Raw genomic sequence first — 15,371 nt, 5'->3', positions numbered from 1 at the left:
TCCCCACCTCCACCTCCACCTCTCCAACTCCCACGCCTGACATAGAATTTAGTAGCGGTAATTCCATTGCAGTCAATTCACCAGTTTTCAACTCCGCGTCCATGTGTGTGCAAGATTCGGAAAACTGCCAGATAAAAGTAACATTGATACCCAAAAAAGCGATCGGTCCCCGCAGCCGAGTACTGCTACGCTAATAATTCCTTTCTGGAAAACAACCCAGCCGAAGTGAAATCTATAACTATAGTCAGAAACGGAACAAAATCCCATAATGACAATTCTGTTCTGGGGTAGTAGCCTATTTTTTTGTTCTGGCTATACTAGGAGATTAATACACCTGTCTTCCCAGCAACACCAACGCAGAGTCAGTTTCTATGTACACAAACTTATTTTCTCAAGTTCCATGAAACCGATTTGCTAGCGTCAAGCAACAATCACAGTCAGATTTTCTTTGTTTGACGAATCAAACAACTGAGTTCACATCTAGAAAATACGTAATCACTCACACACACTTCTAAGGAAGCAGCGATGAAAGCGGAACTGATTGAATTGATGGCTAGAGTTGTACAGGTCTTACAAATCAACATGCGTTGGATGACCTGGAATTTATTTTTGGCATTTATACCTTTAGCTTTGAGTGTTTGGCTGTTTCGCGTCAAACGTGGGCGTTCTTGGGTTTGGTGGCTAGGATTTTTGGTCTTCTACGCTTTTTTACCAAATGCACCCTATCTGTTAACTGATGTCATTCACCTCATTGATGATATCCGCACAATTCAATCTGTGTGGATGATTACCTTGGTGCTAATTCCTGTATATTTCCTAGTGATCATGGCTGGTTTTGAAGCCTATGTTATATCTCTAATAAACGTGGGATACTATCTGCACCGCATTGGCAAGAGTCAATGGATTATCTGGATGGAAATGACAACTCATGCCTTGTGTGCTATTGGTATTTACTGGGGTCGATTCTTGCGTTTTAATAGTTGGGATTTTGTAACTCAACCCGATGCTTTGTTGACTAGAGGTGTAGAAGAAATTTTGGGTAAGCAGCCTTTGGTAATCATTGCAATAACTTTTGCTATACTTGTTGGCTTACACTGGCTAATGAAACGAGTAACTTTAGGTTTTGTGAGTCAAAAAAGTAAAAGTATAGTTATTCAGCCAACAAACATGAACACTAATAGCCATAATGCTGGTTAACTAACTCGATTTTGGATTTTGGATGTAGATACTTATTCCAAACAACAAACAACAACAACAAATAACAAAAATTTTTTCTATACCTACCTTTTCCTCCATCTTAAGAGAGGGTATGAGGTAGGTATTTTTTTATCAAAAGAAAGATGTAGTCATAACATAAATTAATTGAAATTAATTTAGATAGTTCACTTTCAATTGATAGATCGGAATTGAAAATATGAAACCATTATCCATTGACGAAATAAAAACTTTAGTAGAAAATGCTCAAAGTCCTTGTGTTTCTCTGTACATGCCCACGCAAAAAGCAGGGCCAGAAACTCGCCAAAACCCAATTCGCTTCAAAAATTTAATTCGGGAAGCAGGGGAACGCTTGACTGAAATGGGGATGGATGAAACTAAAGCAATAGAGTTTCTCCAGCCAGCTAAAGAACTTGATACGAATGAGTTTTGGCAACACCAAGACGTTGGTTTGGCAATCTTCATCTCGCCAAGTGTGTTTCACTACTACCAACTCCCGATGGAGTTTCAAGAATTGGTAGTTGTTGGCAATCAATTCCACCTTAAGCCACTATTGCATCTCGTCAATAATGATGGACGGTTTTTCGTCCTGGCTCTCAGCCAAGATAATGTTAGGTTCTTTGAGGGAACACACTACAATATCCAAGAGGTAGAAGTAGAAAACATGCCTAAGAGCTTGGATGAAGCCCTCCTCTATGACGAGACTGCAAAAGAGGGACAGCGACGAATGGGGACATCCAAAGGGGGAACAGCCAATCCTTTTTCCCAGCCAGGCGAGTTTCACGGACAGGGAAGTCCCGACAGAGACGAACACCAAAAAGACATTCTGCAATTCTTTCACGCTATTGATGACGCATTACACGAAAAACTACGGGATGAAAAAGCACCTTTACTGCTGGCTGGAGTAGAGTATCTCTTTGCGATTTACAGAGAAGCTAATTCTTACAAACATTTGCTGGAGGAAGGTATTCATGCCAATGTAGACATCATCAAGCCGGAAGAATTACACGAACAGGCTTGGCAAATTGTCGAACCCATATATACTCAATCACACAAGGCTATTATAGAACTTTACCAGCAAATTGCTGGAGAAGGAACTGGTAGAGCCTCTAGCGACCTCAAAGAAATTATTCCTGCTGCTTATTACCAAAGAGTGGATTATTTATTAGTACCTGTAGGTCAGCAGGTATGGGGTAGCTTTGATCCTGAGACAATGGCTGTCAATTTGCACTCAGAACCACAACCAGATGATCAAGATGTGTTAGATTTTGCCGCTATTCATACGCTGTTAAATGGTGGGGCAGTTTACACTGTCGATCCAGGAGAATTGCCAGATGGCATACCAGCAGCAGCGATTTTCCGATATTAATAATTGCCAAGGTGTTGTATAAAGATAAACATGTCATATACAACACCTTTTATGAAGAACATTCGTTTTTTTGTCCTTGGTTTAGCTGTTTTGAGTGGTGTAGCTGGATTCGCTACCTCTGTGCAAGCAGAAGTAATTACTGGACAATCAGGCAATGTACGAGCAGAAATTTCCTACGAACAACCACAGGAATATCAGTATAAAAATGTGCAAATAAAAATTGTCCGGGCGGGTAAAAGTGTTTTAGAGCAAAACCTGCCCCAAGACAGTGAATATGATAGACCCATAGGCGCTCTTTTGGATAAAAATGACCAAAATAAGTTACCAGTGTTGGATTTAGATGGGGACAAAGAACCAGAGGTAGTAGCTGATTTCTTTACTGGTGGGGCGCACTGTTGTACTTACTCATTGATTTATCGCTATGACAGTAAGGCTAACCAGTATAAAAAAGTTCGCCAAGAATGGGGTAATGGTGGCTATCGACTCAAAGATTTAGATCGGGACGGTTTGCCAGAGTTTGAAAGTCGAGATGATCGCTTTGCCTATGCATTTACATCCTATGCTACTTCTGGTTATCCGTTGCAAATTTGGCAATATCGGCAAGGGAAGATGATAGATGTTACCCGCCGCTATCCAAAATTAATTTATGCTCATGCCTTTGAATTATGGCAAACCTTTTTGTCAGCACGAAATGAAGTAGATAACGGCAAAGGATTTTTATCAGCGTATTTAGCAGATAAGTATATGCTTGGTCAAGGAGAAGATGGCTGGCAAAAAGTCAAGCAAGCTTATAAAGGTAGCGATCGCAATCAGTACTTTGCTGAGTTACGTAAGTTTTTGCGGGAAACTGGCTATCTTAAATAGGTTAGTGCAGAAGGGATAAATCTTATTGTCTCACCTTAGCACTGCTTCGCCCCGACGATAAATCTCACGCGCATAATCAGTCCAAGTCCCTTGTCCCCAGTAACGGAAACAACTGGTTTGCAACAACAAGTTATATAACAAAGCTTCTTGATAATCTGGACGCTGCGTTACTAAAGGATCTTGCTGCACCAACGAGTCATATTTTTCATGAAACATGATACTCAGTTTTTTCATCGGGTCTAAGACATTCTCATAGCCTTCCACCCAACTTAAATTATTAGTCCAAGATGCGCCATCCATGTGAAATTGATGGTCAGTTGCTTTTAATTCTGCTATTACCTTTTCTACAGTTTCCGGTGTAGCATTGTCTGGATCGACTCGCTGCCAGATTTTATGCTGATGGACAGCCTGGCAAGTTGGATAATCTTCACAATTAACACCTGCTGCTGCAATTAGTTCTAGATATTCTGTACCATTGAGGGCAACCACGCCTGCATAATTATTACCCGCATCGCGGATTTCATGATAAACCCTAAACAAATCGCGGGGATATTCATTCATCATAACGCCGCCATTTTCCCCATCGGCAATTTGGGTAACTAAAGAGGGGACTGTCACATTGCCTATTTGCTGCTTACTTTTGCCTTTGGCTTCAAAATAAGGTTGCATCTGGGCAACTAATTTCGTATCCGAACCCTGTGTTTTAATTAATGCTGTAATACTAATAGTTTCACCGTGAGAATTACGGGCAAGCAAGCGGTTAGGAATATATTTATCTTCGTGCTTTAACCCAGAACCATCAAGACGTTCCAGGGAATGTTCTTGCACCATTAACCAGCGATACCCACATTCTTTTAAAGCTTTGATGTATTCAAACAGAGTATCTGGATGATTGGGCAAATGCATTTCTGGAGGAGAGAAACCTTTAACTCGCTTGAGGGCATCGTAACCGAAAATAGCTGCAAAGTGATGTTGCCAAGCGAGGATGTGCAGTTTGATGTCAGGAATAGGTGTGGAAGGAACTACAGCATGACTCCACATTGTTCCCAGCCATTCTACATAAGGCTGGTATTGAGGGTCACAGGTGATACGCTTGAGATGATCGAAGATATCATCGCGTCCCATTTGCCGCAAACCCCACAGTAAGTTGCCTGAATAATCAAGCATGATGCGAGGGTTGCAGCCTTGGGAAATTAGCTGCGGGATAAATTCTCCCATACGGCTATAACACCAAGCAAAAGCCCCGGCATTATGGTTATCTCCATCATCAGGATGTTCAAACATATACTGGAGATTACCGATGATTTCGCCGTTAATGCCTGCGGGGATGCTTGGTTGATGCATGTGTAGAGCGCAAGCAAACCCCGCCGTGATATTTTCTAACTTGAGATTAGTAGTATTTAAATATACTGATTCTTCTGGTTTAACTATTGACTGAATTGCCGCTTCCCAACCGCAGATATTGGGCAACCCTGATCTTAATTCTGCCAATGCGGGTAGGTTGAAGGATGGTGCTGTAGCAGTCATAATATTTCATGTTAAGTCTCTAATCATTGTTGCTTAATCAACAATGTTTGAGCGAAATGAAGCAACAATTTATAGTTAAACGTGTTGGTTTGAAACAATAAAATTTAGGTATTGTTACCACATTTAGGTGTCTTGTAAAAACGAACACGGATGCACACAGATGAACACAGATGAACTATCGGTGTGCATCTGTGTTTATCTGTGTTCGATTATTAAATCAAATTTATTGCGAGATAAAGCCAGCTACCAAAAGGGGCAATAGCAGCAGGATAGATACTATCAACAACAAAGTTCCCGGATCAATTTTTATCTCTGGGTCACGCATTGCTTTACTTGGGAAAAACAAGTATATCTATTCAGCTTAGAATATATTGTTTGATTTCTCAAACTTAATTGCTGAAAGGGGAGTGAATATTTAGTTTTATGTCTATTCAAGTCTACGGAATTCCCTATTGTGGAACTTGCAAAAAGGCTTTGAAGTGGCTGCAAGAAAATGGTGTAGATTATGAGTTTATTAATATAAAAGATAATCCACCGAGCCGTGAAATGATCCAAGCCTGGGTAAAGTCTTTGGGTTCACAACCTATGCGAAATACCTCTGGACAATCTTACCGATCGCTTGGTGATGAGAAGAAAACTTGGACGGACAAGGAATGGATAGAGGCATTTACGAAGGATGCAATGCTACTCAAGCGTCCCCTTTTTGTCAAAGACAAAACGGCTGTTTTAGTTGGTTTTAAAGATCAAGATGAAGTGATTCGACAAAAATTAGGGCTTTAGGATAGCGCTTTCTGGATGCACTACAAATATGACAAAGGGAACGGGGAACAGGAAATAATGTGTTCATCTGTTCCTTTCCCCCTTACCCTTTAACCTTTACCCTATTTTCAACACAGGTCTAAAGACGATCTATTTGCTGTGTATTTGTTTCATCTAAAGGCAAATTGCCTTCAGTTTGAATATCTAATTCTTCACGACGAATTGTTTCTTGGGCTTCAACAACGTCTTTGTCTACGACTTTCTTAACCCTCACTTCCTCACGCACAAAAGCTTCTTTGCGAATTTCGGGTGTTTCTTCGTAGATTTCTATGCGTGCTACTTCCCCTGCTTGAAATTGCGCTTCGTCGGGGCTAACTGCAACGGCTTCTGTTGTGCTTGGAACTCGCTCAATTACAACTCTTTCTTTCTCAATTGGTACTGAAACTGTTGCAGTTTCTGTTTCAATATGCTTACCAACGGTTACTTCTCCGGTTTTAATGCGGTTTTTGTTAGCAATTAACCGTTCTTCATACAATTTGAAGGTTTGATGGTTTTGCTCATTCAAATTATATAAAGATGCGTCATTTTCATAGGTGTAGCTATCGCGATCGTAAGCTACATTTTGTTGGGGACGATAATTCCTGCGTACCTGTTCTTCATAATCATAATCAACAGTCATGTCGTCTCTGTACACAGGCAAATTTTGTACTTGTTCTTTGCTTAACCCGTCAACATACACACGCTGTTGATTATAATCTATGCGAGAAAGACCTATTGGGAACAAGATTCTTTTGCTATGAAAATCGGATTCAGTTTCTATAACTAAATAACGAAAACGACCTTCTGGATCTACTAGTGCATCTGCAACTGTACCGATTCTATTTCCTCCTTGAGTATAGAGGGGCAAACCTTTAATATCATCACCACCGAATGTATCTCGGTAAGTAGGATCAAAATCTTCTAGCTTGTAAAGAGGCATAATAAAATTACCTGTGAAAGCATCTATAGTATCTAACTTACAAAATCAAGTTAATTTTTTCCTCTTGCTTACGACTGAATTCTCTTAATTATTAATTTTTCAAAAATACTTAGTTAATAGCCGAAAAATAATGTTTTTTGAGTTTGTCTGGTTTATTATTAATAATGGTATCTATCTTTAGTTAGATTGAATAAAGCTTATAAGTCAATGTTACTCCTACTTATATAAAACAATATTACTTTTGAGTTAATTGTTAATTTATTGCCCCCATGTCTAATCACCCTTGGTTAACACTGCTAAAAAAACACCGAGCGATCGCAGTTATTCGCGCTTCTCAATTAGAACTTGGACGCCAGATGGCCTTGGCTATGGCATCTGGAGGCATACAATTAATCGAAATTACCTGGAATAGCGCTAATACTCCAGAATTAATCACTAAACTCCGCTCAGAATTACCCGACTGTACTATTGGCACTGGTACGCTGTTAAATTTAGAACAACTTGATAACGCAATTTCCGCAGGAGCGCAATTTCTGTTTACACCCCATGTTGACCCTACTATGATCCAAGCAGCAGTTGCGGAAAATATACCTATTATTCCCGGTGCGCTTTCTCCCACAGAAATTGTTACGGCTTGGAATCACGGCGCAACTTGTGTGAAGGTATTCCCCGTGCAGGCGGTAGGCGGAGCAAGCTATATCAAAAGTTTACAAGGGCCACTAGGTAACATTCCTTTGATTCCTACAGGCGGGGTTACTTTAAAAAATGCCCAAGAATTTTTACAAGCAGGAGCGATCGCAGTAGGTTTAAGTAGCGAATTGTTTCCTAAGCAGTTTATAGAAACTGGAAATTGGCAAGCAATATCTCAGCAAGCAAAAACTTTAGTAAATACTTGTTTAGTGAAGGAGTGGTAAGAGCTTATTTATGTAGGGGAGGCTGTCATCGGTGTGGATGTTCCTCGGGCTTTATTGCCGTTGTGTTACCGCTATGCAAGGATTTTGGAGTTTGAGAGAGTGAGGATTAGCCGCAGGGCACCATCTTTCTCGGTGCGTTAAGCGTTGCTATAACGCACCCTACAATTTAAGGTTTACTTTAGTTAATACTTGTTTAATTAAGGATTGTTTAATAACAATTAGGATTACTGTCTGAGCCAATAATTTTAATTATTGGCAGAATTTCCGTTGTGAATAAAATTACATAAATTTGATTTTTCAACAATTCCTCATCTGTTTGTCCTGGGAATAGTTACGAACGAGGACATTTGCTATAGGATGAAAACAGGAAAACCTACGCCTGTTGCAGCAAAAAGCGAAAAGTCATCAGAGAAAAAGAAAATTTACCTTAAATAATGGCATTATGGTGTAATAATCATGGAAAAGCCATCTTCTTCCAGTTGGGTGCGTTCTTTAAAGGTACTCCTTGTTGGTGCAGCACTCGCTTTCAGTGTTTTTAGTACCCCTTCAGAAGGGGTTTTGAAACACCCAAAAAGAAGTACAATCAGGCAAGCAATCAGTAACCTCAAACAATCTCAACGACGTTGGATACAAATTGATCTTTCTGAACAACGATTGGTTGCTTGGGAAGGTAGAAAGCCTGTGTACAAAGTGGTTGTCTCTACAGGAAAAAAATCTACTCCCACTCGTACTGGTGTTTTTCGCATTCAAACCAAACTGAGAAAAACTCGGATGCGCGGTAGAGGCTACAACGTTCCAAATGTCCCATATACGATGTATTACAAAGGCGGTTATGCTATTCATGGAGCCTACTGGCATCGAAGATTTGGGACACCGGTTAGCCACGGTTGTGTAAATTTACCACCTAAACATGCCAGATGGTTATACAGATGGGCATCGATAGGTACGCCAGTAGTTGTTCAAAGATAGTATTCATTTGATGTTCGCTTGAATATTTATACTGTCGCGTAGGCTGGTAATAGGTAATGGGTAATTGGTAATGGGAAAAACCAATGCCCAACAACGAAGCATAATATCGTAAGTAATTAGCCGAACTTGATATTAGTTGTTAATGATTGGTAATTTTTCCAAACAACCATCAACAAACAACCAACAATAAACAACAAACACATTTTGGGCATTCTCTGCGAATTAACAAGTTAAGATAATGGGAAACTGGATTGGCAGTAGTTGGATCGCTTGGTTAACAACTTTCTTAGCGACTGTGGGAATTGTGTTTGGGGCTGCTTTTAGTTCTTCCAATTCAAAGACACCTCTTTCACATTTTTCTTATCGCATATTTGATCGCAACTCTATCAACGAAGCTGATATCTGGAAAGAATTACGCCCTCCTCGTAAAATCGAAATTGATTTGTCACAACAACGTCTATACGCTTGGGAAGGTAGCCAACTTGTGTATTCGATGCGAGTTTCCACAGGTAAGCGTTCGACGCCTACAAAAAAGGGTAGGTTCCTGATTAGTTCTAAGCTTCGCTCTACTAGAATGCGAGGCCCCGGCTATGATATTTCTGGTGTTCCCTATACTATGTATTTCTACGAGGGTTATGCAATTCATGGCGCTTTTTGGCACGATAGATTTGGTACGCCTGTTAGTCATGGTTGCGTGAATTTACCAGTGAAAGAAGCTCGTAAACTTTTCAATTGGGCTGAAGTGGGGACTTTGGTAGTAGTGCGTCAGTAAGTAGTTGAGGAAGGGAATAGGGAACTCTTAACAGGGAACAGTCACAGGAGAATATGTAATTAATTTTGTTTAGATACTTAACTGCTACAAAATCTAAAGCTTTGTCGTTAGATCACAAATTCGTGTCGTTAGATCCCTATAATCTCTGTTCACTATACATAGCGATCGCTTTGACAGCAAACATCAGATATTTAAATCCAAAAGAGCCAGACGAATTTGCTCGATTCGCCTACGGTTGACTCCGAGATCCGATTCTCCCACACGAGATGCGGAACGCAAATGAATTACTGACTCATTAGGAGGGAAATAAAACTCTACATCATCAACAAATTTGAAAATGCGGCTTTTAGAAAGAGCATGGATGTAATTATCTGTCTGTTCTACCACCTCTGTACGAGGAACAACGCTGAGAACTTTTAGTAAGGTTTCTCTTGCTGTGTTGCGATCTACATGATAAGCGATCGCGTCAATCGCGTGTTTAGAGTCAGCATTTTGACTCACAACACAATTGTTTGAAGCTGGACAAGAACTAAGATGACCATCAGTTACTCCCAAGCCAGAAGCATAAGCCCAACTCGCACCAGAAAGTATTGTTAGACTTAGGAATATTACAAGGGCGATACTGCACAGGAGCCGCTGTGCAAACTCTTTTAGCAAACGGGACATTATAAATTTACTCCTCAATCAATGCACTTTCCTTATTTTCGGTTATTTCGGGAGCATCCCAATTTTTAAAAGTTAGCTGGCGAATATAATTCACTGCTACACAAACAAAGCTCCAAAGTTCTGATCCGAGGAAGCCTCCGCTCAGACTTCTCTGTGCCCACGCAGGCTACAATTAGTCTGCCTACAATAAGTAGCATCACCTGCAAAAAAATACAATTTGCGCAAATGAGTAGGTGTTTTTGTGAACATGTCAAAAATATGGGCTGAAACCATTACTCTGACTGCTTTTGAACCATATTGTAGCGATAGGGAGGTTTGCGGCATCGCCAAAAAGTTTGCTATGACTAAATTTGAAGGATTTTTGCTCAAACATCACTTGACATCCCAACGGCTGAAAAGCTATATTTCCTCTAGGTCTGCACCACTGAACCTTGAAAATCAAATACAGCAAGCCTTTCAAAACGAGCGGTTGCAACTTCAATTAATCCCTATTAGGGATTGAAACGTACAAAAGTACGTTGTACGCCAGGCCCACAAAAGTTGCAACTTCAATTAATCCCTATTAGGGATTGAAACACTGTGCGATCGCCTCCAGGAATTAGTCCCGGATGTTGCAACTTCAATTAATCCCTATTAGGGATTGAAACAAGTCTTTTTTTAAATAATATGCTTATTGATGCGTTGCAACTTCAATTAATCCCTATTAGGGATTGAAACCGCTATTATATTTTAAAAGGCAAAGACGGAAGTGTGTTGCAACTTCAATTAATCCCTATTAGGGATTGAAACTTTTCCAAAAAATTTTAAAAGCTCAGCCAGATATTTTGTTGCAACTTCAATTAATCCCTATTAGGGATTGAAACAGTGTTATAAAAATCAAAATATCACAGAATTACTGGTTGCAACTTCAATTAATCCCTATTAGGGATTGAAACCCCGCTATTGGCGATGTCGTGCCATTAATTTATTGCGTTGCAACTTCAATTAATCCCTATTAGGGATTGAAACCTTATTACAAGTGCTTGCCGAGAATCCAGAAAAGTTGCAACTTCAATTAATCCCTATTAGGGATTGAAACGCAAACTGATCACTTTGATAATATTTTTGATCTTTCAGAGTTGCAACTTCAATTAATCCCTATTAGGGATTGAAACGCAAGCGGTAAGAGTCCACGTAAAGCATCCAAAGCGTTGCAACTTCAATTAATCCCTATTAGGGATTGAAACCGTATTCTCTTTTAAGCTTGTGTAAATTTGCACATGTTGCAACTTCAATTAATCCCTATTAGGGATTGAAACCAGCAAATTAATAATTCTGCTGGTTTTCCAGAAATGTTGCAACTTCAATTAATCCCTATTAGGGATTGAAACTTTTTAGTGGGAGAAAAAGAAATTTCTCCTCATCGTTGCAACTTCAATTAATCCCTATTAGGGATTGAAACGCTCGCACTAATTGCGATCTAATTCACGATAAAGTTGCAACTTCAATTAATCCCTATTAGGGATTGAAACGAATGATTTTTGTTAATTCACTCGTCCGCATGTGGTTGCAACTTCAATTAATCCCTATTAGGGATTGAAACTATCTTTTGGACTTCCTCAGGGAACCAATCCAACTGAGTTGCAACTTCAATTAATCCCTATTAGGGATTGAAACTTTATTGAAAATACCTTTTGGAGGTTAAAAGCCTGTTGCAACTTCAATTAATCCCTATTAGGGATTGAAACTATTGTGTAAGAGTCCAAATTCCCAGGCGTGAAATAATCGTTGCAACTTCAATTAATCCCTATTAGGGATTGAAACTTTGGTATTTGCCTTGTATTAGCTGTACCAATAATTTCAGGTTGCAACTTCAATTAATCCCTATTAGGGATTGAAACCTTTTTACCCAGTATCAGAAATTATACGGAATCAAGTTGCAACTTCAATTAATCCCTATTAGGGATTGAAACGACGAACCGATTATTAGGCCAATTAAGAATGACTTAGGTTGCAACTTCAATTAATCCCTATTAGGGATTGAAACGACTTCTCCTCCCGCTAGAAGCAGGAGGATTCTAAAGTTGCAACTTCAATTAATCCCTATTAGGGATTGAAACTGTTTGGTGGATAGATAAAAACGGATGGGCTAAGGTTGCAACTTCAATTAATCCCTATTAGGGATTGAAACAAGCCCTTCTTGCCAGAAAAAGCGAAATGCTGGAGAAGTTGCAACTTCAATTAATCCCTATTAGGGATTGAAACGAACAACTGGTAATTAACAAAGCACCAACATTTCCAGATAAGTTGCAACTTCAATTAATCCCTATTAGGGATTGAAACCGAATACAAGATCTTCGTAATAAAGCGTTTTGGCGTTGCAACTTCAATTAATCCCTATTAGGGATTGAAACTTATGAAGTGCGCCACAGCATCTTAAGATTAGCGTTGCAACTTCAATTAATCCCTATTAGGGATTGAAACGGAGTGCCTTGGCAATTATCTCTGCTGCTGCTTGGGTTGCAACTTCAATTAATCCCTATTAGGGATTGAAACAATTTCTTCCAGTTTCCATTGAACTTTTGTGATTACTTCGTTGCAACTTCAATTAATCCCTATTAGGGATTGAAACCCAAGATCCTGAATATGATGGATCTTTGGAGTTGCCGTTGCAACTTCAATTAATCCCTATTAGGGATTGAAACGCTAACAACTCCTTGTACTCAGGATGCAGCAGATTGTTGCAACTTCAATTAATCCCTATTAGGGATTGAAACATCATAGTGCTCATAATGAAATTGATATTCTTGTTGCAACTTCAATTAATCCCTATTAGGGATTGAAACAAACGCTTTCTCTAAACCACTGTAAGCGTGACAAGTTGCAACTTCAATTAATCCCTATTAGGGATTGAAACGACTGTTTTAGGTAATTTGGATTCAGCTAGTAAGTTACAACTTCAATTAATCCCTATTAGGGATTGAAACGATAGCGACTAAAGCCTCCCCTGATGCAGATATCAGCAGAGTTACAACTTCAATTAATCCCTATTAGGGATTGAAACTAATTCCCAACTCAGTAGGTCGGAGGGTTTGGGCTGTAGTTACAACTTCAATTAATCCCTATTAGGGATTGAAACGGCAAACCTCTATTCTCAGGCAGCAGCTAGGTTTGGCGTTACAACTTCAATTAATCCCTATTAGGGATTGAAACGGGATCTCCACTGCCAGGCCCAGTAATTTCCCGCAGTTACAACTTCAATTAATCCCTATTAGGGATTGAAACGGGTGGCATCCGACTTAGCCCCTTGGTTATCTGCCTCATGGTTACAACTTCAATTAATCCCTATTAGGGATTGAAACGCTCAATGAGTTTTTCAGCATTTTCACCACCACCAAAGTTACAACTTCAATTAATCCCTATTAGGGATTGAAACTCTTGAACGGAGAAAATATTCAAAACTTGCAGTTCTCGTTACAACTTCAATTAATCCCTATTAGGGATTGAAACGATTATTTTCACGACAACAGCACCTTACACAAAAGTTACAACTTCAATTAATCCCTATTAGGGATTGAAACGTTGCTTGCGCTGTTTCTCACCTTCCTTAATTTGATTGATAAGTTACAACTTCAATTAATCCCTATTAGGGATTGAAACACCAGGGGGCGGGACTACGATAGATTCGGTGGTCTGGGCGTTACAACTTCAATTAATCCCTATTAGGGATTGAAACTTTCGATGGCTACGACGTGCCAGATCTCCTTAAGTTACAACTTCAATTAATCCCTATTAGGGATTGAAACGGAAGAGGGAACTTCCAGCGCGCGGGCTTCCCGCCTGTTACAACTTCAATTAATCCCTATTAGGGATTGAAACTTTATGAACTACCCCTGGCGAGGGCGAAGTAGCCTTTAGTTACAACTTCAATTAATCCCTATTAGGGATTGAAACATTAGTTATCGCCCGAATCGTTGGAAGACGGAACTTCCGTTACAACTTCAATTAATCCCTATTAGGGATTGAAACTGTGTGGGATTGTGACTTTTCTGCCACTGCCTCTTGTTACAACTTCAATTAATCCCTATTAGGGATTGAAACAAATCTGACACCGCATTAACCAAACGCACTAAAGGGGTTACAACTTCAATTAATCCCTATTAGGGATTGAAACTTCCTAAAATTCTCGCCATGAAGCTTTGTAACCAAGTTACAACTTCAATTAATCCCTATTAGGGATTGAAACGGCTACCCCCAATCGAGTCAAATAAGGCTTGGTAGTTACAACTTCAATTAATCCCTATTAGGGATTGAAACTCTAGGAGTAGCTGCATTTCTCCCACCCCTACCAGTTACAACTTCAATTAATCCCTATTAGGGATTGAAACCAGTATCGCCTTCTCTCTATCATCTTGAGTAATTGTGTTACAACTTCAATTAATCCCTATTAGGGATTGAAACATTGCCTTTACAATTCACCTCCATCGAGCCATACAGTTACAACTTCAATTAATCCCTATTAGGGATTGAAACCCTCTGGCGCCTATTCATCACCCATCGGATCCCCTGTGTTGCAACTTCAATTAATCCCTATTAGGGATTGAAACACTGTCTGGCGTCTGGGCCGGACATGACGCGTATGGTTGCAACTTCAATTAATCCCTATTAGGGATTGAAACGCTATATGCCTCTTTAGCTTTCTCCCAGACGTGTGGGGTTGCAACTTCAATTAATCCCTATTAGGGATTGAAACCCTTTGAGCTTTGTTTCAATAATGCCCATAGCGTTGCAACTTCAATTAATCCCTATTAGGGATTGAAACTCACTGACCACTTCATGCAAGATTTCTTTAAGTCGAGGTTGCAACTTCAATTAATCCCTATTAGGGATTGAAACCCAGCCTTGAATCATGTACAAAAAGCAGATGTATTTAGTTGCAACTTCAATTAATCCCTATTAGGGATTGAAACTGCTTCAAACTTCAACACCGAGTACCTCAACTCGTTGCAACTTCAATTAATCCCTATTAGGGATTGAAACCGCTGACACAGCAGGTAGCAAGGAGGCTACTGTTAAGTTGCAACTTCAATTAATCCCTATTAGGGATTGAAACCAATTCCGCCAATATCACAAGTTGGGTGAGGATGGTTGCAACTTCAATTAATCCCTATTAGGGATTGAAACAGGTGGAAAATCTTAAGATTACTGCTCACATGGGTTGCAACTTCAATTAATCCCTATTAGGGATTGAAACAACTCAATTGCCCTAATCAAATCGTTGGGGCGATCGCGTTACAACTTCAATTAATCCCTATTAGGGATTGAAACAACCGACACGTGACCCATAACCCTATATAA

At 39.7% G+C, this 15,371-nt stretch carries 10 protein-coding genes, 1 pseudogene and 1 CRISPR repeat array; of the genes and pseudogenes, 8 read left to right on the top strand and 3 right to left on the bottom strand.

Annotated features, from left to right (window positions below; translation table 11 throughout):
• The 4 genes and pseudogenes from UYI_RS39320 to UYI_RS0126510 all read left to right on the top strand — a co-directional run.
• Positions 1-194, top strand: a pseudogene (locus tag UYI_RS39320) (hypothetical protein); the annotation flags it as partial.
• Positions 195-525: 331 nt separating this feature from the next.
• Complete coding sequence (locus UYI_RS0126520; protein WP_016869706.1) at positions 526-1,197, top strand: DUF1361 domain-containing protein; 672 nt, start codon at positions 526-528, stop codon at positions 1,195-1,197.
• Between the two features lie 217 nt (positions 1,198-1,414).
• Positions 1,415-2,584 carry a baeRF7 domain-containing protein gene (locus UYI_RS0126515; protein ID WP_016869705.1) on the top strand — a complete coding sequence of 390 codons (1,170 nt, stop codon included), beginning with the start codon at positions 1,415-1,417 and terminating at the stop codon, positions 2,582-2,584.
• A gap of 51 nt (positions 2,585-2,635) precedes the next feature.
• Positions 2,636-3,448, top strand: coding sequence for a hypothetical protein (locus tag UYI_RS0126510; protein ID WP_016869704.1), 813 nt, complete (start codon positions 2,636-2,638; stop codon positions 3,446-3,448).
• A gap of 30 nt (positions 3,449-3,478) precedes the next feature.
• On the opposite strand, the gene UYI_RS0126505 is transcribed toward UYI_RS0126510, so the two are convergent.
• Positions 3,479-4,975, bottom strand: a complete 1,497-nt coding sequence (locus tag UYI_RS0126505) for a hypothetical protein (RefSeq protein ID WP_016869703.1) — start codon at positions 4,973-4,975, stop codon at positions 3,479-3,481.
• Between the two features lie 423 nt (positions 4,976-5,398).
• Here UYI_RS0126505 and UYI_RS0126500 point away from each other — a divergent pair, with 423 nt between their 5' ends.
• The gene (locus UYI_RS0126500; protein WP_016869702.1) at positions 5,399-5,755 is read left to right on the top strand and encodes a Spx/MgsR family RNA polymerase-binding regulatory protein; all 357 of its coding nucleotides are present in this window, start codon (positions 5,399-5,401) and stop codon (positions 5,753-5,755) included.
• Positions 5,756-5,873: 118 nt separating this feature from the next.
• On the opposite strand, the gene UYI_RS0126495 is transcribed toward UYI_RS0126500, so the two are convergent.
• Positions 5,874-6,713 (bottom strand): DUF2382 domain-containing protein, encoded by an 840-nt coding sequence (locus UYI_RS0126495; protein WP_016869701.1) that lies wholly within the window; start codon positions 6,711-6,713, stop codon positions 5,874-5,876.
• 269 nt (positions 6,714-6,982) lie between these two features.
• Here UYI_RS0126495 and UYI_RS0126490 point away from each other — a divergent pair, with 269 nt between their 5' ends.
• From UYI_RS0126490 to UYI_RS0126480, 3 genes are all read left to right on the top strand, one after another.
• Positions 6,983-7,627 (top strand): bifunctional 4-hydroxy-2-oxoglutarate aldolase/2-dehydro-3-deoxy-phosphogluconate aldolase, encoded by a 645-nt coding sequence (locus tag UYI_RS0126490; protein ID WP_016869700.1) that lies wholly within the window; start codon positions 6,983-6,985, stop codon positions 7,625-7,627.
• A gap of 456 nt (positions 7,628-8,083) precedes the next feature.
• Entirely contained in the window at positions 8,084-8,596 is a 513-nt protein-coding gene (locus UYI_RS0126485) for a L,D-transpeptidase (RefSeq protein ID WP_016869699.1), read from the top strand.
• Positions 8,597-8,834: 238 nt separating this feature from the next.
• Positions 8,835-9,368 (top strand): L,D-transpeptidase, encoded by a 534-nt coding sequence (locus tag UYI_RS0126480; RefSeq protein WP_016869698.1) that lies wholly within the window; start codon positions 8,835-8,837, stop codon positions 9,366-9,368.
• Positions 9,369-9,551: 183 nt separating this feature from the next.
• Here UYI_RS0126480 and UYI_RS0126475 read toward each other — a convergent pair whose 3' ends face one another.
• Positions 9,552-10,034, bottom strand: coding sequence for a DUF1499 domain-containing protein (locus UYI_RS0126475; protein WP_016869697.1), 483 nt, complete (start codon positions 10,032-10,034; stop codon positions 9,552-9,554).
• A 468-nt stretch (positions 10,035-10,502) separates the two neighbouring features.
• A CRISPR array of direct repeats spans positions 10,503-15,341; the repeat unit is 37 nt; unit sequence GTTGCAACTTCAATTAATCCCTATTAGGGATTGAAAC.
• Positions 15,342-15,371: the final 30 nt, after the last annotated feature.

The organism is Fischerella muscicola PCC 7414, assembly GCF_000317205.1.
GTDB classification, from domain to species: Bacteria; Cyanobacteriota; Cyanobacteriia; order Cyanobacteriales; family Nostocaceae; genus Fischerella; species Fischerella muscicola.
This window is presented reverse-complemented; position numbering and strand designations above follow the sequence as displayed.

Bases quoted from the DNA above. Each gene is read 5' to 3' on its own strand.
- UYI_RS0126520 (WP_016869706.1), top strand. From the start codon at position 526: ATGAAAGCGGAACTGATTGAATTGATGGCTAGAGTTGTACAGGTCTTA.
- UYI_RS0126515 (WP_016869705.1), top strand. From the start codon at position 1,415: ATGAAACCATTATCCATTGACGAAATAAAAACTTTAGTAGAAAATGCT.
- UYI_RS0126510 (WP_016869704.1), top strand. From the start codon at position 2,636: ATGAAGAACATTCGTTTTTTTGTCCTTGGTTTAGCTGTTTTGAGTGGT.
- UYI_RS0126505 (WP_016869703.1), bottom strand. From the start codon at position 4,975: ATGACTGCTACAGCACCATCCTTCAACCTACCCGCATTGGCAGAATTA.
- UYI_RS0126500 (WP_016869702.1), top strand. From the start codon at position 5,399: ATGTCTATTCAAGTCTACGGAATTCCCTATTGTGGAACTTGCAAAAAG.
- UYI_RS0126495 (WP_016869701.1), bottom strand. From the start codon at position 6,713: ATGCCTCTTTACAAGCTAGAAGATTTTGATCCTACTTACCGAGATACA.
- UYI_RS0126490 (WP_016869700.1), top strand. From the start codon at position 6,983: ATGTCTAATCACCCTTGGTTAACACTGCTAAAAAAACACCGAGCGATC.
- UYI_RS0126485 (WP_016869699.1), top strand. From the start codon at position 8,084: ATGGAAAAGCCATCTTCTTCCAGTTGGGTGCGTTCTTTAAAGGTACTC.
- UYI_RS0126480 (WP_016869698.1), top strand. From the start codon at position 8,835: ATGGGAAACTGGATTGGCAGTAGTTGGATCGCTTGGTTAACAACTTTC.
- UYI_RS0126475 (WP_016869697.1), bottom strand. From the start codon at position 10,034: ATGTCCCGTTTGCTAAAAGAGTTTGCACAGCGGCTCCTGTGCAGTATC.